The 26,360-nt window shown below is 65.1% G+C and carries 23 protein-coding genes and 1 riboswitch; of the genes, 10 read left to right on the plus strand and 13 right to left on the minus strand.

Annotated features, from left to right (window positions below):
- Positions 1–17 precede the first annotated feature (17 nt).
- Positions 18–1,043: an NAD(P)H-dependent glycerol-3-phosphate dehydrogenase gene (locus N5J29_RS05180; protein ID WP_164152959.1), complete on the plus strand. Its 1,026-nt coding sequence runs from the start codon at positions 18–20 to the stop codon at positions 1,041–1,043.
- 151 nt (positions 1,044–1,194) lie between these two features.
- Here the strand turns inward: N5J29_RS05180 and N5J29_RS05185 are convergent, their stop codons facing one another.
- The 5 genes from N5J29_RS05185 to N5J29_RS05205 all read right to left on the minus strand — a co-directional run bounded on the left by N5J29_RS05185 (position 1,195) and on the right by N5J29_RS05205 (position 4,538).
- The gene (locus N5J29_RS05185) at positions 1,195–1,674 is read right to left on the minus strand and encodes a nuclear transport factor 2 family protein (protein ID WP_164152960.1); all 480 of its coding nucleotides are present in this window, start codon (positions 1,672–1,674) and stop codon (positions 1,195–1,197) included.
- Positions 1,675–1,770: 96 nt separating this feature from the next.
- A complete protein-coding gene (locus tag N5J29_RS05190; protein ID WP_065174145.1) occupies positions 1,771–2,142 on the minus strand; it encodes a hypothetical protein in 372 nt (123 codons plus the stop codon).
- A gap of 463 nt (positions 2,143–2,605) precedes the next feature.
- Complete coding sequence (gene arsB / locus N5J29_RS05195; RefSeq protein ID WP_164152966.1) at positions 2,606–3,652, minus strand: ACR3 family arsenite efflux transporter; 1,047 nt, start codon at positions 3,650–3,652, stop codon at positions 2,606–2,608.
- 14 nt (positions 3,653–3,666) lie between these two features.
- The gene (locus N5J29_RS05200; RefSeq protein ID WP_164152961.1) at positions 3,667–4,170 is read right to left on the minus strand and encodes an arsenate reductase ArsC; all 504 of its coding nucleotides are present in this window, start codon (positions 4,168–4,170) and stop codon (positions 3,667–3,669) included.
- A gap of 38 nt (positions 4,171–4,208) precedes the next feature.
- Positions 4,209–4,538, minus strand: a complete 330-nt coding sequence (locus tag N5J29_RS05205) for a metalloregulator ArsR/SmtB family transcription factor (RefSeq protein ID WP_053518034.1) — start codon at positions 4,536–4,538, stop codon at positions 4,209–4,211.
- A gap of 17 nt (positions 4,539–4,555) precedes the next feature.
- Between N5J29_RS05205 and arsH the strand changes: the two genes are divergently transcribed.
- On the plus strand, positions 4,556–5,296 hold the full coding sequence (arsH, locus tag N5J29_RS05210; protein ID WP_164152962.1) for an arsenical resistance protein ArsH: 741 nt from the start codon (positions 4,556–4,558) through the stop codon (positions 5,294–5,296).
- Positions 5,297–5,330: 34 nt separating this feature from the next.
- Here the strand turns inward: arsH and N5J29_RS05215 are convergent, their stop codons facing one another.
- Positions 5,331–5,855 carry a DUF6622 family protein gene (locus tag N5J29_RS05215; RefSeq protein ID WP_164152963.1) on the minus strand — a complete coding sequence of 175 codons (525 nt, stop codon included), beginning with the start codon at positions 5,853–5,855 and terminating at the stop codon, positions 5,331–5,333.
- Between the two features lie 230 nt (positions 5,856–6,085).
- Between N5J29_RS05215 and N5J29_RS05220 the strand changes: the two genes are divergently transcribed.
- From N5J29_RS05220 to N5J29_RS05245, 6 genes are all read left to right on the plus strand, one after another.
- The gene (locus N5J29_RS05220; RefSeq protein ID WP_164152964.1) at positions 6,086–6,865 is read left to right on the plus strand and encodes a hypothetical protein; all 780 of its coding nucleotides are present in this window, start codon (positions 6,086–6,088) and stop codon (positions 6,863–6,865) included.
- A 61-nt stretch (positions 6,866–6,926) separates the two neighbouring features.
- Complete coding sequence (locus tag N5J29_RS05225) at positions 6,927–10,166, plus strand: DEAD/DEAH box helicase (RefSeq protein WP_197622626.1); 3,240 nt, start codon at positions 6,927–6,929, stop codon at positions 10,164–10,166.
- 251 nt (positions 10,167–10,417) lie between these two features.
- Positions 10,418–10,870 (plus strand): hypothetical protein, encoded by a 453-nt coding sequence (locus N5J29_RS05230; protein WP_164151093.1) that lies wholly within the window; start codon positions 10,418–10,420, stop codon positions 10,868–10,870.
- A 463-nt stretch (positions 10,871–11,333) separates the two neighbouring features.
- The gene (locus N5J29_RS05235; protein WP_065174160.1) at positions 11,334–11,909 is read left to right on the plus strand and encodes an Ax21 family protein; all 576 of its coding nucleotides are present in this window, start codon (positions 11,334–11,336) and stop codon (positions 11,907–11,909) included.
- 220 nt (positions 11,910–12,129) lie between these two features.
- A complete protein-coding gene (locus N5J29_RS05240; RefSeq protein ID WP_074902309.1) occupies positions 12,130–13,104 on the plus strand; it encodes a Dyp-type peroxidase in 975 nt (324 codons plus the stop codon).
- A 73-nt stretch (positions 13,105–13,177) separates the two neighbouring features.
- The gene (locus N5J29_RS05245) at positions 13,178–13,597 is read left to right on the plus strand and encodes a hypothetical protein (protein WP_164151095.1); all 420 of its coding nucleotides are present in this window, start codon (positions 13,178–13,180) and stop codon (positions 13,595–13,597) included.
- A 16-nt stretch (positions 13,598–13,613) separates the two neighbouring features.
- On the opposite strand, the gene pnuC is transcribed toward N5J29_RS05245, so the two are convergent.
- The 5 genes from pnuC to N5J29_RS05270 all read right to left on the minus strand — a co-directional run bounded on the left by pnuC (position 13,614) and on the right by N5J29_RS05270 (position 19,062).
- On the minus strand, positions 13,614–14,186 hold the full coding sequence (pnuC, locus tag N5J29_RS05250; protein WP_164151097.1) for a nicotinamide riboside transporter PnuC: 573 nt from the start codon (positions 14,184–14,186) through the stop codon (positions 13,614–13,616).
- Between the two features lie 8 nt (positions 14,187–14,194).
- Complete coding sequence (locus tag N5J29_RS05255) at positions 14,195–16,384, minus strand: TonB-dependent siderophore receptor (protein ID WP_164151099.1); 2,190 nt, start codon at positions 16,382–16,384, stop codon at positions 14,195–14,197.
- A 70-nt stretch (positions 16,385–16,454) separates the two neighbouring features.
- Positions 16,455–16,549: riboswitch (TPP riboswitch) on the minus strand.
- Between the two features lie 43 nt (positions 16,550–16,592).
- On the minus strand, positions 16,593–17,717 hold the full coding sequence (locus N5J29_RS05260) for a phosphotransferase (protein WP_164151101.1): 1,125 nt from the start codon (positions 17,715–17,717) through the stop codon (positions 16,593–16,595).
- Positions 17,718–17,974: 257 nt separating this feature from the next.
- Positions 17,975–18,235, minus strand: a complete 261-nt coding sequence (locus N5J29_RS05265; RefSeq protein WP_239519761.1) for a glycine zipper 2TM domain-containing protein — start codon at positions 18,233–18,235, stop codon at positions 17,975–17,977.
- 188 nt (positions 18,236–18,423) lie between these two features.
- A complete protein-coding gene (locus tag N5J29_RS05270) occupies positions 18,424–19,062 on the minus strand; it encodes a response regulator transcription factor (RefSeq protein ID WP_053518414.1) in 639 nt (212 codons plus the stop codon).
- Positions 19,063–19,137: 75 nt separating this feature from the next.
- Here N5J29_RS05270 and N5J29_RS05275 point away from each other — a divergent pair, with 75 nt between their 5' ends.
- On the plus strand, positions 19,138–22,740 hold the full coding sequence (locus N5J29_RS05275) for a transporter substrate-binding domain-containing protein (protein WP_164151103.1): 3,603 nt from the start codon (positions 19,138–19,140) through the stop codon (positions 22,738–22,740).
- Here N5J29_RS05275 and N5J29_RS05280 read toward each other — a convergent pair.
- The gene (locus N5J29_RS05280; protein WP_053518416.1) at positions 22,734–23,135 is read right to left on the minus strand and encodes a c-type cytochrome; all 402 of its coding nucleotides are present in this window, start codon (positions 23,133–23,135) and stop codon (positions 22,734–22,736) included. The two genes, N5J29_RS05275 and N5J29_RS05280, sit on opposite strands and share 7 nt — an antisense overlap.
- A 65-nt stretch (positions 23,136–23,200) precedes the next feature.
- Entirely contained in the window at positions 23,201–24,877 is a 1,677-nt protein-coding gene (locus tag N5J29_RS05285; protein ID WP_164151105.1) for an electron transfer flavoprotein-ubiquinone oxidoreductase, read from the minus strand.
- A 256-nt stretch (positions 24,878–25,133) separates the two neighbouring features.
- On the opposite strand from N5J29_RS05285, the gene N5J29_RS05290 reads away from it, so the two are divergent.
- Complete coding sequence (locus N5J29_RS05290) at positions 25,134–26,297, plus strand: acyl-CoA dehydrogenase family protein (RefSeq protein ID WP_053518446.1); 1,164 nt, start codon at positions 25,134–25,136, stop codon at positions 26,295–26,297.
- Positions 26,298–26,360: the final 63 nt, after the last annotated feature.

Below are 26,360 nucleotides of genomic sequence, written 5' to 3' on the forward strand. Positions count from 1 at the left end.
CCGTCGCGACGTCACGGATGAGCACTACCGCTGACAAGATCGCCGTGCTGGGCGCCGGTTCCTGGGGAACCGCGCTGGCCAGCCTGCTCGCCCGGCACGGTCATCCGACCGTGCTGTGGGGGCGTGATGCCGCCGTGGTCGAGGCCATCGACCAGCGCCACGAGAATCCGCGCTACCTGCCGGGCATCCCGCTGCCGGACAGCCTGCATGCCACCACCGACCTGGCGTCGGCGGTGCACGGTGCCGCCTGGATCCTGGTGGTGACCCCGTCGCACGCGTTCAACGAGACCGTGCGCGCGCTGGCGCCGCTGCGTCCGGCCGGTGCCGGCGTGGCCTGGGCGACCAAGGGTTTCGAGCCCGGCTCCGGCCGTTTCCTGCATGAAGTCGCGCGCGAGATCCTCGGCGACGACGTGCCGCTGGCTGTCGTCACCGGGCCGTCGTTCGCCAAGGAAGTCACCCAGGGCCTGCCCACCGCGATCACCGTGCACGGCGACGTGCCGGCGTTCGCGCAGACCGTGGCCGAAGCGATGCATGGCCCGGCGTTCCGTGCCTACACCGGCGACGACATGGTCGGTGCCGAGCTGGGGGGCGCGATGAAGAACGTGCTGGCCGTGGCCACCGGCGTTGCCGATGGCATGCAGTTGGGCCTCAACGCCCGTGCCGGCCTGATCACCCGCGGCCTCAACGAGATGCTGCGGCTGGCCGCGGCAATCGGTGCCAAGCCGGAAACCCTGATGGGTCTGGCGGGCCTGGGCGATCTGGTGCTGACCTGCACCGGCGACCTGTCGCGCAACCGCCGCCTGGGCCTGGCCCTGGGCCGCGGGCAGACGCTGCAGGATGCCGTGCGCGAGATCGGGCAGGTGGTCGAATCGGTGCAGACGGCCGATGAGGTGATGCGTCAGGCACGCCGACACGGCATCGACCTGCCCATCTCCGATGGCGTACGCGCCGTACTGCACGGCGAGCAGACCCCGGCAGAGGGCCTGCGCGCATTGCTGGCGCGCGAACAGAAACCGGAATATCCGGACACGCTGTTCAAGTAACCGAAAACCCCGGCCATGCGCCGGGGTTTTTTCATCAAGGGAGTACCCATGCGGGTGCCGGACCGGACACAGGCTTTGGTGGGTGCCAAGCTTGCTTGGCATCACGCGTGCAGCATATCCACGCATGGCGTGGATCCACTGCAACGCCCGATCACCGCGCCCGTGGCGGCGCGTTGCCGTTGTCCATGTCCGAGAAGATCAGCCAGGGTCCATCGCCCGCGCGCTTCAGCGTCAGCGTGAACTTTCCGGTATCGCCGACGTTGCCTCCAAACGTGTAGGCACCAATGATGTAGGCCGTGCTCCTGTCCACCGCGTACGCCAGCGCACGCAGGCGCAGCGGGCTTCCACCCTGTCCGGCGTAGGCGGCCGCGATCGCGTCGCGCCCGCGCACCGGCGGCTGGTGGCTTTGCAGGATGAATCCGTCTTCGGCGAACAGCGCCGCCAGTGCCTTGTCATCGCCCGCGCTCCACGCCCGCTCGTAGTCGCGCAGCACGCGATCCAGTGCCGCAGGCAGTGCCACGTCGGGCAGGCGTTCAGCGGGCGGCGGTGCGCTGCTGGCGTGCTGCGCGAGGGCAGGACCGGCCAGCAGCACGGTGGCAAGAAGGATCGCGGCATGGAAGGGTCGGCGCATGCGAAGAGTCCCGGGCGGTGGCGGAAGCCTGGCCGCAAGAATAACCACACGGGCCGGCCCCGGATCACGCGGCCGAGGGTGCGCGAAACCTCCCTGTCAGCCCGGACGCAGCAAGGTGCCGGCCTGCACTGACAGTGACAGGCAGGCCATCACCAGTCCTTCCATCACGCGATCGCCCACGTACTGCTCCTCCGGCCCGTTCTGCCGGACACGCTCGGCGGCCAGCAGCATCTCCAGCGCCACCCGCAGGCCGGCGTGCGCGCAGTCGGCATCGGCCAGCGCCAGCTGACGGCCAGGCAGCGGATGGCGTTCCGGCCAGGGCAGGCCATCGGCGGCTGCGCCGCTGCCGATCCGTTTCAGCGTGGCGATGAAGGTGTTGGGGTCGGACGGGGACTGTTGGGGGGTCGCATCGGCGTCGTTGGCCGGCGCGCTGTCGGAATGCGGAGGGGGAAACTCGGGTGTGGTCATTGATGAGGCTCCGTGCAGGACAGACGGTAGCCGCCACGGATAAAGGTGGCGGGCGGTACATGGTTCGAAATCCGGTAGATGCCAAACCGGTGGACCCGAAGGTCCCCACGCACCGCCCGCCATGACCGGCAGACGGATTGCCAGCCGACGCCACGCAAGGTGACGTCGGCTGGCAAGCGCAAACACTCAGCATCAATCCGGGATTTCGAACCCGGCCACCTTTTGGGGTGGCACCGCATCTGTACCTGTGTCACTGCGCAACGCCAATGAGCCGAGTTGTATTCAACCCACGATGCTCGACGCTTTCAGCATCCTCGCACGCGGTTAAGCAGTCGCAGACGTTGATGGCGCAAGGGCCTCACGCGTTCGGGGAATTTGCGACACGAGTCGTGGTTGAGTGCATCAGGGCGCCGCGAAACTTGGACGATTGCGACAGCGCGGGCCAGAAGCAGGCATCGGCCCTCTACGACCGCCCGCGGTCACCCGCACCATGCCTCTCGTACCAGCCTTCAGTACGGTTCACGATACGAACGACCGACAACATCACCGGCACCTCGATCAGCACACCGACAACGGTGGCCAGTGCGGCGCCCGAATGCACACCGAAGAGCCCGACGGCGGTTGCGACCGCCAGCTCGAAGAAGTTGCTCGCGCCGATCAGCGCCGACGGGCCGGCCACGCAATGGGCGACGCCCAGACGACGGTTGAGCAGATAGGCCAGGCCCGAAGTGAAATAGACCTGGATCAGGATGGGCACGGCGATCAGCGCGATGACCAGCGGCTGCTCGACGATCTGCTGACCTTGAAAGCCGAACAGCAGCACCAGTGTCAGTAGAAGGGCCGACAGCGAAACCGGGCCGAGTCGGGTCAGCGCCAGCTGCAGACCGGCCTCGCCGCTGCGCGAAAGCATCCAGCGCCGCAGCAGGCTGGCAACACCGACAGGTGCCAGGATGTACAAACCCACTGACAGCAGCAGGGTGTCCCACGGAAAAGTGATCGCGGACATGCCGAGCAGCAATGCGACCACCGGCGCATAGGCCACCACCATGATCGCGTCGTTCAGCGCGACCTGGCTCAACGTGAAGTTCGCATCGCCGCGGCACAGGTTGCTCCACACGAACACCATCGCGGTGCAGGGCGCGGCTGCCAGCAGGATCAGGCCGGCGATATAGCTGTCGATCTGGCCGGCCGGCAGCCATTCCGCGAAGAGGTGACGCAGGAATACCCAGCCCAGCAGTGCCATCGAAAAGGGCTTGACCGCCCAGTTGATGAACAACGTTACGCCGATGCCTTTCCAGTGCTGCTGCAACTGGCGCATTGCGCCGTAGTCGACCTTCAGCAGCATCGGGATGATCATCAGCCAGATCAGTGCCGCGACCGGCAGGTTGACCTTGGCCACTTCGGCGGACGCCAGTGCCGCAAAGGCGCCGGGCAGGAGGTGTCCCAGCAGGGTACCGGCCGCGATGCACAGCGCGACCCACAGGGTGAGGTAGCGCTCGAACAGGCGCATGCGCGCGGGCGCCGTCACGGTGTGCTGTCGGTCGGCTGCAACCGGCCGATCTGATCCAGAGCGTTCTGCATTGCCTCGCGGTCGGACCACAACGATCCGGGCAGATCGATCAACGCACGCAGCCGCGATTTCACAATGGCATGCGCGCGTGCAAACGCGGCTGCTTTCTCGGCATCGCTGCCTGCAACTGCGGCCGGATCCGGCTGGCCCCAGTGGCTGCGAATGAAGTCGCCAAACACCACCGGGCAGGCGTCTGCCGCAGCCGAATCGCACACGGTGATCACCAGGTCCATGGGCGCAGCATCCACGAACTCATCCCACGATTTGCTGCGCAGCCCATCGATGGTGATTCCTTCGGCCTGCAGCTGTGCGAGTGCGAATGGGTTGACCTGGCCGGTGGGGTGGCTGCCTGCGCTGAATGCATTGAAACGTTCAGCGCCCCAGGCTCGCAGCGTGGCCTCGGCAAGGACGCTGCGGGCGCTGTTGCCGGTACAGAGGAACAGGACGTTGTGTGTCATGGTGCAGTCGTTGTGATGGCAGGAGGTTGGATCGGACTTCAGCACTTGCATGCGGGCGCAGTGGGCCCGCACTCCTCGCTCGGCGAACCCGCGCAGCAGTTGTGCGTGAGGTACTCGATCAAGCCGGTCATGGCGGCGAAGTTGGCGCGGTAACAGACATTGCGGCCCTGGCTCTCGTTCTCCACCAGGCCGGCCTGTACCAGCTCCTTCAGGTGGAAGCTGAGTGTGGCCGGTGGCACCTGCAGGGCCGCCGCGATGTCACCGGCCACGCGCCCCGCTGGACCGGCTTCCACCAGCAGGCGGAAGGCCGCCAGGCGGGTGGCGTGGCCCAACGCGGTGAGCGCGACGATTGCATTTGACGTTTCCATATTTCTAGAATAGTCGAATGAATAAGACGATCGCAAGTACCCAGCTGCCGAATCTGAGGGAAGCCTCGCTGCCCCAGCCCGACCCCAGCCTGCTCGCCGCGGGGAATCTGGGACCGCCCCGCATCCTGCTGCTCTACGGTTCGCTGAGGCCGCAGTCGTTCAGCCGCAAGCTGGCCCTGGAAGCCGAGCGGCTCCTGCAGTATCTGGGTTGCGAAACCCGGGTGTTCGATCCGCATGCGCTTCCGATGGTGGACAGCGTGGACAGGAGCCATCCCGAAGTGCAGCGGCTGCGCGCGTGGTCGCAGTGGTCTGAGGGGCAGGTGTGGGTCAGCCCGGAACGGCACGGTACCGTCACCGGCGTGTTCAAGAACCAGATCGACTGGCTGCCGCTGGAGGACGGCAGCGTGCGGCCCACGCAGGGCAGAACGTTGGCCGTGATGCAGGTGAGTGGCGGCTCCCAATCGTTCAACACCGTCAACACCCTGAGGGTGTTGGGGCGCTGGATGCGCATGCTGACCATCCCCAATCAGTCTTCGGTGGCCAAGGCCTGGCAGGAGTTCGATGAGGACGGACGAATGAAGCCCTCGCCATACTACGACCGGGTGGTGGATGTCATGGAGGAACTGGTGAAGTTCACCCTGTTGACGCGGGGCCGGGCGGACTACCTGGTGGATCGCTACAGCGAGCGCAAGGGCGACGCTGCAGCGGCAGTGCTGGCGCAGGCCGCAGGGGCGACGACCGCAGCCGGCACCGGGTGACGGCGCCGTGCGCCGCCTCCCGGGTACGCCAGCCTCAGCCCGCAGCCCCCATCCGAGTGCTCCCCTCAAGGCGAGCCGCCGACAGATACCGGCAGTAGCGGCCGATGAAGATGCCGGTGAAACCACCGGACAGCAGCAGGTAAGCAGCGCTGAAAGCTGCGTTGGCGCTCAGCGCGGGCGACACTGCGAGCGCCGTTTCGAAGCCATACTTCACCAGGAATGTGATCAGCAGCAGCGGCAGCAGGCTGTAATCCGCGCTGCGCCACAGCCGTCCCGTCGCACTGTTCATGGCTACACGCGCCCGGCGCAGCAACAGCCAACCCAGGCCCGTTCCTGCGCCGACGCCGACCAGCCACTCGCCCCAGGCCGACCACGATGCGCCGTAGCGGTGGCTGATGGACCACACCCCCCATGCCGCGAACACCGCCGGCACGATCGCCAGCGTAGGCAACGAGGTTTCGCCGGGCTTCATGGCCGCGATGCCCCGGGTGATGAGAAACACCATCAGCACCCAGACCCAGATCGGAGTATGCGAAAGGAGTTGCTGGAACAGGCTCATGACAGGTCCCCTTGGGTGAGTGCCGGCGCAGTGGTGCGGGGCGGTGACGCCTACTATTCGCGCCGGAGCCTTTCCGAACCAGTGACAGGTGTCAGCCGCCTGAAGGGACATGACGGGTAGGGTGAGGCGCGCAATCGCGAGATCGCCACGGGGGCCGGTATCACTGTGAGCGTGTGGTATACGTCTGGTGAAGAACGTTCAAACGCGAAGCTGAATAGGGGCGGCTGGAGATGGCGATTGAGACGACACCATATACGGTGCCTTCGCTCTGCGAGGGCAATGCGTGGTCGGTTCCGGATGCAGACCTCTTGGCAGTTCAGATCGCCATAGTCGCCTTAGGTCAAGCTGATCATTTGGCAGAAATACTGAAGGCTGCCGGAATTCCACAAGTGGAAGCAGACGATATCGCCAGGTCGGAGGCCGTTAAACTCGTCACTGCAAGCGCAGAAAGCCCCTACCACCGCGATGGCTGGTTCTTCCAAGTCATGTCCTGGATATGTGCTCATCGACTCAATGCAAACTCAGCTATCCGAACACCACATATGATTCTCGCCCACAAAGGGCTGGACGGCCTGCAAGTTGAGGCAGATGAGAACGGAATTAGCCATGTCGTAATCTTCGAAGACAAGGCGACAGAGCATCCTCGAGAAGTGATTCGAGATGAGGTGTGGCCAGAGTTTCGCGAGCTGGAGTCTGGATCCCGTCAGAACATGGTTGCTGCGGAAGTGGTTTCCCTACTCAAGAGTTCTGGCTATCCAAACGCCACCGATGCAGTAAAGAACATCATTTGGAGAGAAGCCAGAGTGTTCAAGGCATCGATTACGGTTGGAGACTATCATGCATCTCCGCGGGGATTGAGCTCACTCTTCATGGACTATGACGAAGCTGTCAAAGGCGACATGAGCCGACGCAGAGGAGACATCTTTCATGTCGCCGACCTGCGGGGTTGGATGGAAGAGCTAGCCGGAAAAGTCATCGCCAGTCTTGATTCAGGGGTTAAGAGTGTTTGATCGAGAGACGTTGGATCTAATAGCCTCCGCCCCCAGCCTTCAAGGGCTAGAGTCTCGAGACTTGGCGAAGGAGCTAACCGCGGCGTACACAAAGATCGTTGCCGCGCGAATTAGGCTCCGTAGTGGTGAAGAGGCTGACCACGGCATCGAAAGCCTAATTGACGAGATGCGAAGGCTTGCGTTCGTACAAGAGTCCTTGGTCTCCTTGGCTCCAGAGTCTGACACTAGGAGATCCGCTGCGTTTGTGGCCGGGACCGCGCATCATGTGGTTTTTCAAGCCGAGGCGCTCTCTGCGGAAGCGTCTACCAGTTCGGAGCTTAGGCTAGATGCTATACCGGCGGGCATCTCCTCTTCGCTGCTTTTTCTCATTGCGCAGGCTCATGCGGACGCAGTGGAGATGACCAAGACGATGGTTCCACCAGAGGGCTCCGACAGTGTAAGTTCGGTGCTCATCGACGCGCTTCGACGCCTCATCAGAGGTGACCTTGCGACAGTGGCCAGCATGAGCAACTCCACAAGAGGGTGGATGGAGAGCCCTTCACCTAGAATTGGCCTGGGCGCCACCGCTCTCTACGTCATGATATTGGACGGGGTCAGACTTCTTTCGAACGAGCTAATGGGAAGACCTGATCTTGCCAGGAGCAGCGATGAAGTTTTTGCACGTGTGGCCGAGCTATCCATTCGAACTACAGATTTGTCTAATTTCTCCAATGGATCCGTAGCCTCACAAAGCACTTACCCAGGGCCATTTCATCTAGCAACTTTGCTGTTGGGGGCCGGAAAAGAGCTCCGAGCATCCTCGCTCGTATCGATCAATCCGCCGTCAGGAGTTCCGGGGGACCGGTGGCGAGAAAAGATGGGTTTGATTGCAGGAAGTAGGCCCTATCTTTGGAAGAACCACCTGCAGGCAGTTCGTAGAGGCTATCTCGACAATGGAGTTTCATCCGTAGTCAGCTTTCCAACTGGCGCAGGCAAATCCACGCTATCTGAGCTAAAGATCGCAAGTGCGCTGCTGGCGAGCCGAAAGGTAGTATTCCTCGCGCCGACGCTTGCGCTGGTAGATCAGGTCGCCCGTTCTTTGGGGTCGGTCTTCCCATCTGGACAAATTCAGAGGGAACGGAGTTCGGATTCTGTTGAAGACATCGCCGACGAAGGGCTTCCCGAAATTTCCGTGATGACTCCTGAGCGCTGCTTGGCATTACTCGGATACGAGTCCGCTGCGTTCGCTGAAGTTGGTCTTCTGGTGTTCGACGAGTTCCACCTTATCCACTCTTCGGGAGTCGGCCGTGACAGGAGATCCATCGATGCGATGGTATGTCTACTGAACTTCACGCTTGCGGCCCCTACTGCAGATCTTCTGTTGATGTCCGCAATGGTCAGCAATGCTTCAGAAGTGGCGGCATGGGTTGAGAGCCTAACTAGCAGGTCATGCCTTGCACTGGATTTGAACTGGAAGCCCACTCGGCAGGTACGTGGTGTCGTGCTTTACCAAGCTACGGAGGTCGCATCGAGCCAAGCTATACTAGCCGCAGCAGCAGAGGCCAGAACAACGGCGGCACCTCCTGCCTCGGTAAAGCGCCAACTGCAGGTCAAGCCCTACGGCTTTATGGGGCTCCAGCAGACGTGGATGACCAATAATATAAGTGATTACCTCCTCGTTCCGCTGTTAGACAGAAATGTCAAGTTGGGTGCAGCTGGTACACGCACGTCGGACTGGTACCTTACCCCTAACTCTACTGAAGTTGCGGCAGAAGTTGCCATCGGTGCGGCTACACGCTCTGCAAGCGACACTCTGAAGACCCTGGTCTTTACCCAAACCATCCCATGGGCAGCCAGCATCGCAAAGAAGGTTTCAGATGCTCTCCCAGCACGAGCAATTGTATTGAATCAATCTGAGCGGCAGAGCTTTGACGCGGCACTCACCGAGCTGGGCGATCGTAGTGCTCTGTATGCTGACGTTGGCGAAGGCTTCGATCTGAGAAGTCTGGCCCTTACGCATCATGGCCTCCTACTTCCGCAGGAGAGGGCCCTTCACGAATCACTCTACAGGCGGCCAGATGGCGTTGATGTTGTCGTAGCGACGTCAACCCTGGCACAGGGGATGAACCTGCCAAGCCAAGTCGTCATCATCTCCAGTGATCAGAGATTCGACGCGGACTCTGAGCGAATGGGGACCCTGGAGGCCCATGAGCTACTGAACGCAGCAGGAAGGGCCGGGCGGGCGGGGGAAAATTCATTCGGCTTCGTCCTAGTTGTCCCCGGTAGGGTTATGCGTTTCGACGGTCAGTCCAACACTATCAGCCGTTATTGGAATCAGCTAAGGCAGGTCTTCTCTCAGAGCGACCAATGTTTGGCAGTTGAGGATCCGCTTGTTCGAGTGCTTGACCGGATGCATGAATCTACAGTCGAGTTGGATGAAACTGCCCGATACATGCTTCGAAGACTCCCAATTTCCTTTGATCGCGAGTCCTCTAGATCCGCTGTTCGCGAGTACCTTGGAAGAACGATGGGGGCCTTCTCATCAAGGGCCCGGGGGATCCAAGATTGGGTGGACTTGAGCTCCCAGGCGGTAGCTAGGTTCAGGGACGAATTCGGTGCTGAGCAAAATCCAGACTGGATAGACAAGTTGGCGGCTTCAACGGGAGTTGAGCCCGTTGTCATCAGGGGCTTGGAAAGCCATATGCAGAGGAGCTGCCCAGATGAGTTCGCGAATGTGAAAGAGTGGGTCGAATGGGTCTTTGGCTGGCTTGCAGAAGACCCCTCATTGGTTCCGCAGCTAGTGAGGAAGGGGAATCTTGAGGGGCTCTTTGAAAAAGACTTTGCGCGACTTAGCTCGGACCAAGAGAGAGGTCAGTGGGCTATACCCCGGCTTCAAGAGTTGTTGCTCATGTGGATGGAGGGCAAGTCACTTATAGAGATGGAGGTTTCACAGGCCATCGGAGCTAGTAGTGCTGGCAAGTGCAAGTGCTCGCGAATATTTGTCTTGAGGGTAGTTCCCGATCTGGCATTCATCTTTGGTCTTCCGGAGCAGTTAATTAGAGCGAAGCGGAGGACAGCTGCCGACGACGGCGAGTCTCCGGCTAGTGCTTCAAAGCTGTCTGCTTGTGTCAAGGAGGGTTACGCAGAAGTTGAACTTCTTGCGCTCTCTTATGTAAAAAATCTCTCTATGGTCCGTCGCGGGATTCATGAGCTCTGGACCGAAGTCAGGCCGATGGTACTTGCCCCAATACACCCGGAAAAGTGGGCTGAGACATTGGCTCGAGTGCGGTCGGCCCACCAAGTGTACGAAGTGCTGAGGTAGCCATGAGTAGTGAAGCAGGGCTGCTCGCGTCTCTCTATTGTGGCGACGTCCCTCTTGCCGATCTAACCCAACAGCTCGCCCTGACTGCAGGGCGGTGCTTTGACAGTTAGCCTGTTCTCACTGCCTTGGACGTCGATCTGACGGCGCGGCCTTAAGCGTAGCTCAGTACGGCGTACTCTCGATCCACGCTCCTCTTTCTGGTTTCGTTCATTGGCAGCTAAACGGGGGCCAGTGTGAAGCGACTTCAAGTAATGCTTGCCGCCTCTGTGCTTCTCGCCGCCTGCGGGCGCCGTGGCGACTACAACGACTACGAAGCTAACGCAGAAGCTGCCGCTGCCGCAGCAGAAGATGCAAGGCAAGCGACGTACGAAGAATACGGAGCCGACAGGGACGGCGCTGGGGCTGATCTCAGCAATGTTGATCCTTACGCCATAGAAGACAGCGGAAACTACACTTGCACGCTGGATTGCTCAGGTCATGAAGCCGGCTTTGCGTGGGCTCAGGCAAACGACGTCTCTGATGCGCTGGAGTGTGGCGGCACCTCTCAGTCCTTCATCGAAGGATGCGAAGCCTTCGTCGAAGATCGCCAGAAGTACGCCGATCTGCAAGCGCAAGAAGCCGCCTCACAAGCGGCTGATGCCACCGGCAATGAATCTGAGGAATACGAAAACGACGGTGGCCGCTTGCTCGACGGGCGCTACTAGCGCAGCCACCGACTAGCCCCCTTTTGGGCCGATCGATACTACTCGTCCGGCGTCCACCCGGCTGAGGGCGTCACTTTTCAGGTAGCTTTGGTGACTCGGCCATCCGATCACCGATGGCGTACGCTCGGCGCGTGACCGTCAAGCCTCGCCGTCAGGCCCCGCCAAGTTGGGCGAGCTTGGGACCAGCGAGCAGAGGACTCTGATCCAAGATCGCATTTGTCCCTATAGTCTGTGTAGGTGATTGCTCCCATAGTTTGTGCAATCGGCACGAACTATGGGGGCATGGCTACTGTCGACCAGCTCCAGAGTTCCCTGAACAGCAACTTCATTCATGTACCGGTCAGTTCAATATTCAGGGCTGATTTCGCCAACAAACGGATAATTCACACCTGTCGACCGCCTCTCCTCTCTCCCCCTCCCGGGAGGCGGTCGACGAAACCAAAATAATTAAAGGTGTGTCCCGATGAACAAGAATTCGCTGCTTGCCCTGGGTCTGCTGGCTGCCCTGCCGTTCGCTGCATCGGCTGCCGATGGCCTGTCGTACAACTACGTTGAAGGCGGCTACGTGAACACCGATGCCAAGGGCGGCGACGCCGATGGCTGGGGCGTGAAGGGCTCGGTGGCCGTCCACCCGAACTTCCACATCTTCGGCGACTACAGCGCGCAGGAAACCGACCGCTTCAAGAATGACGTCGACCAGTGGCGCCTGGGTGTCGGCTACAACTACGGCATCGCACCGAACACCGACCTGGTGGCCCGCGTGGCCTATCAGAAGTACGACGAGAAGCGCGGCCTGGACTTCAATGGCTACTCCACTGAAGTGGGCGTGCGCACCGCGTTCAACCCGTACCTGGAAGGCTACGCGCTGGCCGGCTACGAAGATTTCAGCAAGAAGCACGGCTACAACCCGGACGGCGAGTTCTACGGCCGTGTCGGTGCCACCGCCAAGTTCAACCAGAACTGGGGCCTGAGTGGCGAAGTGAAGCTGGCCAAGGCAGGCGACCGCGAGTGGTTCGTCGGCCCGCGCTTCACCTGGTAAGAAACGCTCTGTCGTTAGTGCGTGTAACTGGCGTGTGACTCTCTCTCTCTCCCGCACGCCATCGAAGCCCGGCCTAGCGCCGGGCTTCACTTTTCTGCGCCCCAAGCGGCAGGCGCGCGACTGAGAACCGCTCCGTCGCAGCGGAAGCCGTTCCGCTATGATCGCCCGCACATCGCTGCACCATGCGCGATGCGCCCGCCTCAAGCCCGCAGGAACTGCCGTGAATTCCCAGCCCGCACCGATCACCGCCCTCAATCACACGCTCGACAACGAGCCGCAGCAGATCACTGCGCCGCTGACCCACTCGGCCGCCTTCCTGGTGCTGAAGGTGAAGGATGATGCGGACTCGATCGCGAAGGTACGCGACGTGCTGGCCAGCACCGATGACCTGATCAAGAACACGGCCATCCGCGAGATCGAACGGACCTTCACCTGCAATGTGGCGATCGGCCACCGTGTGTGGCAGCCGCTGGTTGGCAGCACGCCGCCGCGCGAACTGCATCCGTTCCGCGAGATCAAGGGCGCCACCCACACCGCGGTGTCCACCCCGGGCGATCTGCTGTACCACATCCGGGCACGCACGATGGACCTGATCGTGGCGTTCGAGCGCAACCTGCTGATGGCGTTCGGCGATGCGGTGGAGACGGTCGATGAGGTGGCCGGCTTCCGCTATTTCGACGGCCGCGACCTGCTCGATTTCGTGGACGGCACGGCCAATCCGGAAGGCTTGTCGCTGCCGGAAGCCACGATCGTCGGTGACGAGGATCCGGCCCATGCCGGCGGTAGCTACGTGGTGGTGCAGAAGTACCTGCACAACCTCGACGCATGGCGCGCGCAGAAGACCGAGGTGCAGGAGGCGATCATCGGCCGCACCAAGCACGACAACACCGAGCTGGACGATGCGCCGGCCGACGCGCAGAAGTCGCACAAGACGCTGTGCACCATCGAGGACGCCGACGGCGAGCACGACATCCTGCGCGACAACATGCCCTTCGCCAATCCGGGGCGCGGTGAGTACGGTACGTACTTCATCGGCTACACGCGCCGCCTGTGGGTGATTGAGAAGATGCTCGAGCGCATGTTCATCGGCAACCCTGCGCCGCTGCATGACCGCATCCTGGACTTCTCTACCGCGATGACCGGCGTGACCTTCTTCGCGCCTTCGCGCAAGGTGCTGGCCGACCTGGGCGGGTAATGCCTGCCCGCCATCTGCCTGTCATCCGCGCCGCCGACGATGGAGCGCTGGACGACTGCATGAGGGTGCTGCCATGGAATCCGTACTTCGCGCCGACCGTCGCCGCTGGTGGCGACCGCTGGCATCGCTGATCGGCCTTCTGGCGCTGGGCGGCGCCGGGGCCGTCTCGGCCGATGAGGCTCCACCGCACTGGATGGCCTACGCCGCCACGGCAGGCAGTGAGCTGCAGCAGCGCCTGCAGCAGGAGCAGGACCCGAAGGTGCAGCGCGTGCTGGCCTGGCTGCAGGCGCACCCACAGGTGCCCACGCCGCTGCCGGTCAGCCTCTGGATCGCAGCCGATGGCCGCATCGCGAAACTGGAATTCGACAGTCTCGGCGATGCGCAGGCGGACGCGGATCTGGGCGCGACGCTGCAGTCGGCGCCGCTGTCGTCGGCGCCACCGGCCGACATGCGCCAGCCGTTGCGGTTGGGGCTGGTGCTGCAGCCGAAGTGAGGTGTACCGCGCGGCACTACCGCGCCGGCAGCAGCTCGCGCTCCCGCGCCGCCGCACTCCAGGCGCGCAGGCCGAATACCGCCAGCCCCAGGAAGAACACATACAGCGCGGCCGTGACGTGCAGCGACTTGAACAGGTACGCGCCCACATAGACCACGTCCACCCCGATCCACACCCACCAGCACGCCACATGGCGGCGCGCCTGCCACCACTGGCCGACCAGGCTCAGGGCGGTCAGCATCGCGTCCAGCCATGGCAGCGCGGCATCGGTGAAGGTGTGCATGACCGTGCCCAGCGCCACGCCACCGCACAGGCCGATGATCAGGTCACGCAGCAGTTTTCTGCGTGCCAGCGGCACAATGCGGATGCTGCCCTCATCGGCGGCGTGCTGGCGCCAGTTGATCCAGCCATAGACCAGGAAGCCGGCGAAGGCGACCTGCAGCAGCGTGTCGGAGTACAGCCTGGCCTCGGCGAACACCAGGCCGTACAGCGCCACCGACAGCAGGCCGACCGGCCACGCTGCCAGCCGCCGGCGCGCCATCAGCCATACGCCCAGCACGCTGCACAGCGCGGCGGTCCACTCGAGCACGGCGCCGCTCACAGCGCGAACGTCACCGACAGGCGTGCCTGTCGCGGTGCGCCGGGGAACAGGTAGTAGTCACCGCCGCTGCTGCCGGTGTCGCGCCAGTAGAAGCGGTTGAACACGTTGTCCACCGACAGGTTCCAGGTCACGGCGCGCTCATGCACGCGGTGGCGGAAGCGCAGGCCGGCATCGAACACCGAATAGTCCGGCGCGCGTACGCCGCCGTCGGCACGGGCCACATTGGCGGCGGCATAGCGCCAGCCACCGGTGACATCCAGGCCCTGCACGAACGGCAGTGCGTAGGCCAGATGCACACTGGCACGCACCTTCGGCACGTTCACCAGCTGATGGCCTTCCTGGCCCGGCGTGCCGGTATCGCGTGCACGCGCCTGCAGCACGCTGGCGCTGGCGACGATCTGCAGCGCATCGGTCAGCTGGCCGTTGGCGGTCAGCTCCAGGCCGGTATGGGTCTGCGTGCCGCGCTCGACGAAGGTGTAACCGGCATCGCTGTCATCCGGCATGGCGTACTGGTAGGGCTGCGAGATGCGGAACAGCGCGGCGCCCAGGGTGAGCGAGGCAGCTGGCACGTACTTGACGCCGGCTTCCAGCTGCCGTGACTGCACCGCCGGCAGGAAGGCATCGGCGTTGGAGGTCCAGAACGGTGCCTCCTGGCCCAGCGCAATGCCGCGCACATAACTGGCGTACGCATTGAGCTGGTCGGTGGCCTTCCATACCAGCGCGGTCTGCGGCAGGAAGCGCGACAGCCGGCTGTGCCGCTGCGGCGTGCCGCGCTTGTCGTACGCGCGCTCGTCCAGGCGGACGAAGCGGCCACCAGCCAGCCACTGCCAGTCATCGCCGAACTGTATGCGGTCCAGCGCGAACACGGCGGTCTGGCGGCTGTCCAGGCGCCGTGCGGACGGGCCGGGCATCAGCGGCGAGGGCTCGTACACCGGCACCTGCGTGTCGTGGATGTTGCTGCTGCCTACGTACTCGTTGACGCTCGGTCGCCTGTCCACCGTGCGGCGGAACGTGTCGGCGCCGACCGTCAGCTGGTGGCCGACGCTGCCAGTGTCGAAGCGGCCACGCAGCTCGGCACGTGCCTGCTGGTTGCGGCGCGTATCGTCCGGACTGCGGTAGTCGTAGATGTCGTAGTCGCCGTTGGGGGCGAAGTAGTTGCCGGGCACGCTGCCGTCAGCGCATGCGTCGGCGTAGTAGCAGCCATAGGCGAAGGCGACATTGTCGTCGATCACCGAGCGGCTGTGGCCCACCGACAGCCGCGACTGCCAGCGCTCGTTGAAGTCGTAGGTGTGTACGGCGGTGATGTTGGTGCTGGCGATCTCCACCGGGCGCTGCCACGGCTGATAGCCCAGCAGGTGCTCGCGGTCGACGCCACGAGGCAGCTCCCGTGCGCCCAGCAGCTGGTAACCGGACACCGAGCGCTGCGAACTGGTCTGGTAGTTGGCGTCCACTTCCAGCTTGCCGCGCTCACCGATCAGCCAGTCCGCTGCAAGCGAATAGAAGTTGCGGCGGCCGTCGGCGTGCTCGACGTAGGACTCGCTGCCCTCCCAGGCGGCATTGAGGCGGATGCCGAAACGCGGCGTGATCCAGTGGCCGACATCGACGGCGGCATAGCGCGAGCCTTCCGAATCGGTGCCAAGGGTAGCCGTGCGCACTTCGGCCGGGCGCTTGCCGATGTAGTTGATGATGCCGCCGGGTGCCATCACCCCCGCGGCGAGGCCGGCTTCACCCTTCAGGATCTCCACCGCCTGCACGTTCTCCAGCGCCAGCCGCTGTTCGCCGGCGATGGCCAGGCCGTTGAAGCGGTAGCCGGTGGCGGCATCGAGCGCGAAGCCGCGGATGGCGACGTTCTGGTAGTAGCCCACCGGCGCGTAGGCATCACCGAGCGAGGCGTCGTTGCTGGCCAGTTCGGACAACGAGCGCACCTGTCGACGGTCGAGGTAGTCGCGTTCGAGCACGTTCACCGAGGCCGGGGTGTCCTTCCAGGAGCCGGCGCCGAATGCACTGACCCGCGCGCTGTCGGCCGCCGGCCTGCCGGCCTGCACGCGGACCGCTGCCAGCTCGGTGGGCGAACGTTCGCCGCTGTCGGCTGCCAGGTCGGGGGAGGCTCCAGCCTCGCTGGCATGCAGTGGCAGCGCGGCACAGAGGGCGAGAGCGAGCAGGGTGGGACGCAGGCAGCGGTTCATTCGATTCGTCTTCGGACAACAGGGGAGACGAAGCGACGGCGCGCAGGTGCACCGGCCCGGAACGGGGGTGTGGTTGCGGCTCAAAGCTCCCTACGCCGGTGCAAACCGGATCAGGTTCCAAGGGACTCTCTCAGCCTGCAGATCCAGGCACCCCCGCTTCAGGCCGCTATTTCACTACAGATGGCAGGGATTTGCGAGCCGATGCCCTTCAGGCGGCGGCATGCAGCGCCTGCAGCAGGGCCTGGCCGGGTGCGCTGGCGAACCACGCGGCATGGCCCAGCATGAAGGGATACCAGGCGACATCGGCGTTCGCCGTCGAGCCGGTGATGCCTTCGAAGTACTCCACTTCGGACAGTGCGAAGTCGAAGTGGACCATCGGCAGCAGGTCCGCCAGCAGGTGCAGGCGGGTGGCCGACAACGGCAGCACTTCGCGGTAGCCGTCGAGCAGCGCCAGCGCGATGTCGATGCGCACCGCCTCATGGCCCCGCTCCAGCTCCAGCCAGGCCACGGCATTGCGCTCGATCGCGGTGGCCAGGTCGAACAGCGCGCTGGTGGGTGAGGCGAGGCCGAAATCCAGCACGGTGCTGACGTCGTCGCCGCGCCACAGCAGGTTTGAGACATGCCAGTCGTTGTGCGCCCACAGCGGCGGCTCGGCGGGCAGGCGCGCGGCCAGGCCGGCATGCCAGGGCAGGACGTCGCGGCGCAGCTGCGCCTGCCACGGAATCCGTGCCAGGTAGCGCGCCAGTCCCGGGCGGTCGGGAAGACCCGCTTCCAGCGCGCCGATGGGGTCGGCGGCGCGGATCAGCTCGTCGCGTGCCACCAGGACATGCGTGCTGCGCTGCGGGGCGTGGTAGCTGGCGGCGGCCTGATGCAGCCGGGCCAGCATGCGTCCGGCAGAACGCGCCCGTGCGATGTCCGTCAGCAGCGTCCAGGAGGCGGCGTCGCGGTACAGATCGTCACCCACCCCCGGTGAATGCAGTTCATAGGTCCAAGGCCCATGCTCGATGGCGCTGTCGCCTCCGGCGGTGGGCAGAACCTTCACCACCGGCACGCCGGCAGCGTCCAGATGGGCGATGAAGCGGTGTTCCTCCTGCAGGCAGGCGGCACTGCGCACGCTGCGGTGGTGGCGCTTGATGAACACCCGGCCGCGGGTACCCTCGACCAGCGCGGCGGCCGACAACGGCCGGGGGCTGTGCCAACGCAGGGCGCTGTCCGCGTCCAGCACCGGATAACGGCGGGCCAGCCAGGCAACCTCGGCTGCATCGATCGCGGGCCAGTCGGCAGCGACCTCATCGTTGTTGAGGCCCTGCACGCGGTGGGCGGTGGAGGTCATGCGGGGGCCGGGGGCAAAGGAGTCATCCAGGGCTGCGCATTCAACGCCATGGACGGCCCGGACGCAAACGGGCGGGTCATCGACCCGCCCGTTTGCCGGTGATGCCGGGCAGTGCCGGCGAGGGTTACCAGCCGCGGTGGCGACCGCGGTCGTGGTAGTAGCGGCGGTCGCTGTCGCGCCAGCGGCGGTCATGACCGCGGTCCCGATAGCCATAGCCCCGGTCGTAGCCGCGCTGGTAGCCGCGGTCGTAGCGGCGGTCATAACGACGGTCGTGGCGGTCCGGGGTGGTCCGGGGTGGTCAGGTTGCCGATCGCGCCGCCGGCCACGGCACCGCCGACGGTGGCGGCCGGATCGCCATTGGAGATCAGGTGGCCGGCGACGCCGCCCACCACCGCACCGACGACGGTGCGCTTGTCCTTCCTCGACATGGCGCTGGCGTCGCTGACCACGGCGACACCGGCCAGCAGGGCCAGGGCCATCGCCACGCCACGGAAGCTGAGAGCGGAAGTACTGAGCATGTTCGGTTCTCCTGTAGGGGCATGCCACGGTGGGCAGGGAGGGCGCGGGCGCCCTGGCTGCCGTAGTGACCACGCTGGCGCCCGGAGATTGCCGGAACATTGCGTGGGCCACTGGGCGGCGTGCGTATTCATCTAGCGTCAGGCGGCATGAAGCCTGCCTGAAAGTTCAATGGCCGGATGGACAGGATTCAGATTTTGCCGTCACGCAGATAGTCGAACAGCTCCGCATCGCCTTTCAGGCCCAGCTTCAGCATCGCATCGCCCTTCTGCCGGCTGATGGTGCTGACGCTCTTGTGCAGCTGCACCGAGATCTCCTTCACCGTCATGCCGGTGCCGAGCAACCTCAGCACCTCCAGTTCGCGCGGCGACAGCGGTTTGCCGTCGCCTTCGCGCATGCGCCAGCTGCCGGCGGCCTCGACCCGCTCGCGCAGGCTGCGGCTGATATAGAGCTGGCCGCGGTTCACCGCCTGGATCGCCTGCGGCAGCTCGTCCATCGACGAACTCTTGTCGACCAGGCCGAGCACGCCGCTGTCGAGCACCATGCGCAGGATCGCCAGGTTGCTGGAAACGCTGAGCATCAGCACCTTGAGGTCGGGATGGCGGCGCCGGATCATGCCGATCATGGCGAAGCCATCGGCCTGGGGACTGCCGGGCATCGAATAGTCGGTGACCAGCAGGTCGCATGGCTGGCTGGTCAGCAGCGCCATCAGCGCCTGGGCACTGTCGGCTTCACCGACGACCTGGCCAACGCCGCTGGACTCGATGACGGCGCGGGTTCCGATACGGACCACGGGGTGGTCGTCTGCGATGATGATGCGCAAGCTCATGCTCTAGTATGACCACCGGGCACGCCGGGCCGCGACCATCGCGGCTCCTGGCAGGATTCTAGGAGATCAACGCCGATGCGTAGCTGGGCTGTTCGCGGGCGGGTCCTGCTGCTGGCCATGTTGGGTCCTGCCGTCGCTTGGGCGCAACTCGCGCCCGGCCCATTGCCGTTGAGTCCCCTGCAACGCGAATACCTGACCGCGCACCCTCGCATCGTCGTCGGGCAGTATGACAGCGGTTGGCCCCCTTTCGAGTCGATCCACGAAGGCCAGCAGGTCGGCCTGGGACCGGACTACTTGTCGCTTTTGGCTCGTCGTTTGGGCGTGAAAGTCGAGGCACGCCGCTATCCGGACTGGACATCCGTGCTGGACGCGGCATGCCGGGGCGAGATCGATGTGGTCATGAACATCGGCCTGAGTGCCGACCGAACCCGTTGCATGGTCTACACCTCGGCCTATGTCGAAGCGCCGCTGGCGGTGGTCGGACGACCTGGAGACCTGCGTGCTTCGGAGATGCCGGATCTTGACGGACTGCGCGTCGTGATCGAGCAGGATTTCCTGACCGCACCGCAGGTGCGTGCACGATTTCCACGCGCTCGACAACTTGTCGCAAATGGCACTTTGGCGGCGTTGCAGATGGTCAGAGACGACAAGGCCGACGTCTATATCGGTAATGCCTATGTCGCCACCGAGCTGATCGCGGCCCATCAGCTGAAGGGAGTGGTGCTGCTGCGGCCCAGCGATCTGCCGCCGGAGCGGGCGCACTTCGGCGTCCCCAACAGCAAGCAACCGCTGGCCGAGGCATTGGATCTTGCGCTGGCTGCCACCAGCCAGGCGCAGCGGGACGCGCTGGCCCAGCGCTGGCTGCGGCCTCCGGAATGGTCCGCGTCGGCGCAGCTGGCCCTGAGCCAGGCCGAAAAGCGCGTGCTGCAGCAGCCGTTGAAGATCACCTTCGCGCCCAATGCCGCGCCGCTTTCGTTCACCGACGACGACGGCCAGCCCAGCGGCCTGACCAGCGAGTACCTGCGGCGGCTGATCCAGGTCGGCGCTAACCTGGAGGTGGAAACCAGCCACGACTGGTTCGAGGTGCGCGAGAAGGCGCTGCAGGGTGAGGTGCAGGCGGTGATGGGCATTCCCACCGATTCGCGCTACCTGGGGCCGGACTGGGTGTTCAGCCAGCCCTTCATCAGCGTGCCGAGCGTGATCGTCGGCACGCGCGACAGCCCGGCGATCCTGGGGCTGGCCGATCTGCAGGGCAAGCGCGTGCTGCTGTCCGACCCGGAACGCCTGCGCGGCTACGTGCTGCAGCAGGCGCCACGGGCAAAGATCATTCCCGCGCGCAGTGGCGAGCAGGCGTTGCAGCGATTGGCCAATGGCGAGGCCGATGCCTACGTGGGCAACCTGGTCCTGGTCGATCACCTGTTGCGCAACCGCTTCCCGGGCCGTCTGCAGATCCTTGCGCCGGCCGGATTCGGCGACCAGCTGGCGCTGGCTGTCGACCGTCGCCATGCCGCCCTGGCGACCACCTTCGACCGCCTGCTGCTGCAGATGTCACCGCGGGAGCATGAGGCGCTGCGGGGCGACTGGCTGGCCGTGGAGTATCGCAGTGGCGTGGACTGGGACACCGTGCTGCATTGGGGCCTTCCGCTGCTGCTGGTGCTGCTGACCGGGGCGGTGGTGCATGGCGTCGGTCACTGGCGGCTGCGCCGGGAGGTGGCCGGTCGCCGCCATCTGGAGCAGCGCCTGGCCGAGGTCACCGACAATCTGCCTGCGGTGGTCTACCAGGCACGTCGCGACGCGGACGGCAGCCTGGCCTTCCCCTTCATCGCCGGCGACCTGCAGGCACTGTTCGGCATTCCGCGGCAGCGTGCCGAGCAGGATGCGCAGGCGCTGCTGGCGCGGATCGAGGACACCGACCGCCAGGCCGTGCTGCAGGCCATCGACCAGGCGGCCCGCCAGTTCGCGCCGCTGGCCTTCGAGTTCCGCCTGCTGCCGGGTGATGACGGCACGCCCGCGCGCTGGGTACGCAGCCAGGCTCACCCTTACGTCACCGAGGCCGGTGCCGTCACCTGGAGCGGCTACTGGGTGGACGTGACCCAGGCACGCGCACAGGCCGATGCGCTGGCGGCGGCCAAGATCGAGGCGGAACAGGCGGCCGAGGCCAAATCACGCTTCCTGGCCACGATGAGTCATGAGATCCGCACGCCGATGAGCGGTGTACTGGGCATGCTGGAAGTGCTGGCGCACTCGCCGCTGGATGCAGAACAGCAGCGCATCCTTGCCGTGATCGAGGATTCTGCGCAGATGCTGCGGCAGATCCTCGATGACATCCTCGACTACTCGCGCATCGAAGCCGGTGCGCTGCGCCTGGAACCGGTGCCATTGTCACTGCGGACCCTGCTGGAAGGCGTGTGCCGGCTGATGTCGGCGCAGGCCAGCGCGCGTGGCCTGGCCCTGCACGTGCAGATCGATCCGCAGCTGGCTGCGGCGCATGAAGTGGATGGCGTGCGCCTGCGGCAGATCGTCTTCAACCTGCTCAGCAATGCCATCAAGTTCACCGCGCAGGGCGATGTGTGGCTGCGGCTGGAGGTGCTCGGGCCGACCACCGCCGATGGCAGCCAGCCGTTGTGCCTGAGCGTCATCGATACCGGCATGGGCATTGCGCCGGAACAGCTGCAGCACCTGTTCGCGCCGTTCACCCAGGCCGGTGCGTACATCCAGCGCGACCATGGCGGAACCGGCCTGGGCCTGAGCATCTGCCAGCGGCTGGTGCAGATGATGGACGGCACGTTGACGCTGCAGAGCACGCTCGGCGAGGGCACCCGCGCGGAGGTCCGTCTGTCGCTGGTGGAAGCCGGCATCGAGGACGTCGCCGTGCTGGCGAGCGAGCACGAGCAGGCGGCGCTGCTGCCGACCGCGCTGCGCCAGAGCCGCGTGCTGGTGATCGAGGATCATCCGACCAACCAGGCGATGATGGCCTGGCGGCTGCAGCAGCTGGGCCTTCCGCACGTGCTGGTGAGTGATGGCCAGCAGGCGCTGGACCGGTTGGCGTCGGAACGCTTCGACCTGGTGATCACCGATTGCCGCATGCCGGTTCTCGATGGCTTTGCGTTCACCCGCCTGCTGCGCGAGCGCGAAGGCCGCCAGGGCCAGGCGCGCATGCCGGTACTGGCATTGACGGCCAGCGTGCTGGACGACGACGCGCGACGTTGCCGCGAGGCCGGCATGGATGAGGTGCTGGCCAAGCCGTTGTCGCTGGCTACGCTGCGCGCGGCGTTGATGCGATGGCTGCCGCAGGCGTCCGTGGCACCGGAGGCGACCGCCGAGTCGTCCGCAGCGGTGGAGGGCGACGCATCGCTGGACCTGGCGGGCCTGCAGCGGCGCTTCGGTTCGCATGCGGTCGCCGTGCAGCTGGCCGCCACCCTGCTGCAGGCCAGCGAGGTGGATATCGCGGCCGTGCAGCGTGCGGTGCAGGCCGGCGACCGCGAGGCCGCCGCCCTGCACCTGCATCGCCAGGCCGGCGGGCTCGGGGCGGTGGGCGCGCACGCGCTGGCAACGCAGGCCAATGCCCTGGTCGAACGCCTGGAAGACGCCGGAGAAGTGGACAGCGCGCCGTTGTTCGCCGAGGTCCAGGCGTTCCTGTCACGCCTGCAGCAGCAGCTGCAGGGGCTGTCTCACTGAGCGGACTGCTGCTGCAGGTAAGCGATCACCAGCGCACGTCGTTCGGCGCTGGGAAACGCGTTGTACATGCGCGTGCCGGGCACCTGCTGCGTTGGTGACTGCAGGAAGGCATCCAAGGTCTGCGCGGTCCAGACGATGTCGGCCCGGCGCATGCCCTGCGAATAGCCATAGTCGGGCAGGCTGCCAGCGCGGCGTCCGATCACACCGTGCAGGTTGGGGCCGAACCGGTGGATGCCACCGGCCTGCACCGTGTGGCAGCCCGCACACAGTTCGAATGCGCGCTGCATCGCCTGTTGTCGCGCCTGCTCAGGTGTGGCCGGTGGCGTGGCCGTGCGCTGGCAGCCGCTGCACGCCAGCAGCAGGACGAGGGCAGGGAGCAGACGGAAGGCACGCATGGGCGGAGAGGATAGCCGTGGCCGCCGCGGGCCGGGCTGCGACACGCGGTCGCAGCCCGCTGCGGTCACATGCCCGAGTAGTTCGGGCCGCCGCCGCCCTGCGGGGTCACCCAGACGATGTTCTGGGTGGGATCCTTGATGTCGCAGGTCTTGCAGTGCACGCAGTTCTGCGCGTTGATCTGCAGGCGTGCGTTGTCGGCTTCGCCAACGAACTCGTACACGCCGGCCGGGCAGTAGCGCGCTTCCGGGCCGGCGTACTCGGCCAGGTTCACCTTCACCGGAATGCTCGGGTCCTTCAGGGTCAGGTGGCTGGGCTGGTTCTCGTCGTGGTTGGTGCTGCTCAGGAACACCGAACTGAGACGATCGAAGGTCAGCACCCCGTCCGGCTTCGGGTAGCTGATGCGGGTGTGCTGGGCCGCCGGCTCCAGGCAGGCGTGGTCCGGCTGCGTACGGTGCAGCGTCCACGGCGGATTGCGCACGCCCAGTTTGGGCAGCAGCCACTGCTCCACGCCGGTCATCAGCGTGGCCACGGTCTGGCCCTTCTTGAACCACTGCTTGAAGTTCTTGGCCTGCTGCAGTTCGGTGAACAGCCAGCTGGCTTCGAAGGCCTGCGGATAGGCGCTCAGTTCATCGTGCTGGCGGTTGGCGGCCAGCGCGTCGAACGCGGCGTCGGCGCACAGCATGCCGGTCTTGATCGCGGCGTGGCTGCCCTTGATGCGGCTGGCGTTGAGATAACCGGCCTCGCAACCGACCAGCGCGCCACCGGGGAACACCGTCTTCGGCAGCGACAGCAGGCCGCCGGCGGTGATCGCACGCGCGCCGTAGCCGATGCGGGTACCGCCTTCCAGATGCTTGCGGATATCCGGATGGGTCTTGAAGCGCTGGAATTCCTCGAACGGGCTCAGCCAGGGGTTCTTGTAGTCCAGGCCGACCACGTAGCCGATGGCGACCTTGCCGCCGTCGGCGTGGTACAGGAACGCGCCGCCGTAGGTGTCGCTGTCCAGCGGCCAGCCGGCCGCATGCACCACCAGCCCCGGCTCATGCCTGGCCGGGTCGATCTGCCACAGTTCCTTGATGCCGATGCCGTAGGCCTGCGGGTCCTTGCCTTCGTCCAGCTTGTAGCGGGCGATCAGCTGGCGGCCGAGGTGGCCGCGCGCGCCTTCGGCGAAGACCGTGTACTTGGCGTGCAGTGCCATGCCGCGCTCGAAGGCCGGGCCGATGCTGCCGTCCTTCTCGATGCCCATGTCGCCGGTGGCCACGCCGATCACTTCGCCGTTGTCGCCGTACAGCACCTCGGCGGCGGCGAAGCCGGGGAAGATCGCAACCTCCAGCGCCTCGGCCTGCTGCGCCAGCCAGCGGGTCACTTCGCCCAGGCTGATGATGTAGTTGCCTTCGTTGTGGAAGCACTCCGGCAGCAGCGCATTGGGCGTGCTGCGCGACCCGGTCTCGCTGAGGAACAGGAACTCGTCGCGGGTGACCTTCTGCTTCAGCGGTGCGCCGCGTTCGGCCCAGTCCGGGAACAGTTCGGTCAGGGCGCGCGGGTCCATCACCGCACCGGACAGAACATGTGCACCGGGCTCGGAGCCCTTCTCCAGCACGCACACCGACAGTTCGCGGCCGGCTTCGATCGCACGCTGGCGCAGGCGGATCGCGGTGGCCAGCCCGGCTGGGCCGGCACCGACGATCACCACGTCGAACTCCATTACTTCACGCGGGGGCAGGGCGTTGGCTTCAGCGCTCATCGATTGCATGACTCGTGGGTAGTGCCGGTAGCAGGGCCACCGGCGGTTGCCTGGAAATCGCGCGTGCAGCCACGGCGAAACGGTTGTTTGAATGTGTCAGGGTACCGGGACGCGCGTGATCGAGCTAGATCGCCGATGTTCACGTCGTGATTGCTGCAGTGCAGCGTACGCCTGCAGCCGGATGGGAGCCGACCTTGGTCGGCACGCGCTTCCCGGATGACCGACAATGGCCCGGTCCCGACTGCGTGTGAGTGCCATGGCCCTGGATCCGTACGACCTGTTCGATGTCCGTTCCCTGCTCAGCGAGGAAGAGCGCGCAGTACAGGACAGCGTGGCGCGTTTCACCAACGAGCGCGTGCTGCCGATCATCGGCGATGCCTTCGACCAGGCGCGCTTCCCGGCCGAACTGGTACCGGAGATCGCATCGCTGGGCCTGCTGGGCGCGACACTGCCGGCCGAATACGGTGGCGGTGGCCTCGGCGCGGTCAGCTATGGCCTGATCTGCCAGGAGCTGGAGCGCGGCGATTCGGGCCTGCGCAGCTTCGTCTCGGTGCAAAGCTCGCTGTGCATGTACCCGATCTACGCCTATGGCAGCGAGGAACAGCGCCAGCAGTGGCTGCCGGCGATGGCGCGCGGCGAGCTGATCGGCTGCTTCGGCCTGACCGAGGCGCATGGGGGTTCCGACCCGGCCAGCATGAAGACCCGAGCGGTACGCGACGGCAGCGACTGGCGCATCAGCGGCAGCAAGATGTGGATCACCAGCGGCCCGGTGGCCGACCTGGCCATCGTCTGGGCACAGACCGAGGACGGCATCCAGGGCTTCGTGCTGGAGAAGGGCATGGCCGGTTTCACCACGCAGGAAATCAAGCACAAGATGAGCCTGCGCGCCTCGTTGACCGGCGCGCTGTTCTTCGACGATGTGCGCGTGCCCGACAGCCACCGCCTGCCGAACGTGAAGGGCCTGAAGGGGCCGCTCGGGTGCCTGACCCAGGCGCGTTACGGGATCAGCTGGGGCCCGATCGGCGCGGCCATCGCCTGCCTGGATGAAGCGCTGGGCTACGCCAAGGAGCGCGTGCTGTTCGGCCGCCCGCTGGCCGCCACCCAGAGCGCGCAGATCAAGCTGGCGGAAATGGCCCGCCGCATCACCACCGCCCAGCTGCTGGCCCTGCAACTGGGCCGGCTGAAGGAAGCCGGCCAGCTGCAGCCGCAGCAGGTCAGCCTGGCCAAGTGGAACAACTGCCGCATGGCCATCGACATCGCCCGCGAGTGTCGCGATCTGCTCGGTGGGGCTGGCATCACCACCGAACACGTGGCGATCCGGCACGCGCTGAACCTGGAATCGGTGATCACCTATGAAGGCACCGAGACCGTGCACCAGCTGGTGATCGGCCGCGAACTGACCGGCATCAACGCGTTCTGACAGCGGGTTCCGGTGGGTGCCAACCTTGGTCGGCACATTTCTTCGGCGCGCATCCGGGCATCG

The organism is Stenotrophomonas sp. GD03680 (assembly GCF_029844625.1).
Taxonomy (GTDB): domain Bacteria; phylum Pseudomonadota; class Gammaproteobacteria; order Xanthomonadales; family Xanthomonadaceae; genus Stenotrophomonas; species Stenotrophomonas maltophilia_P.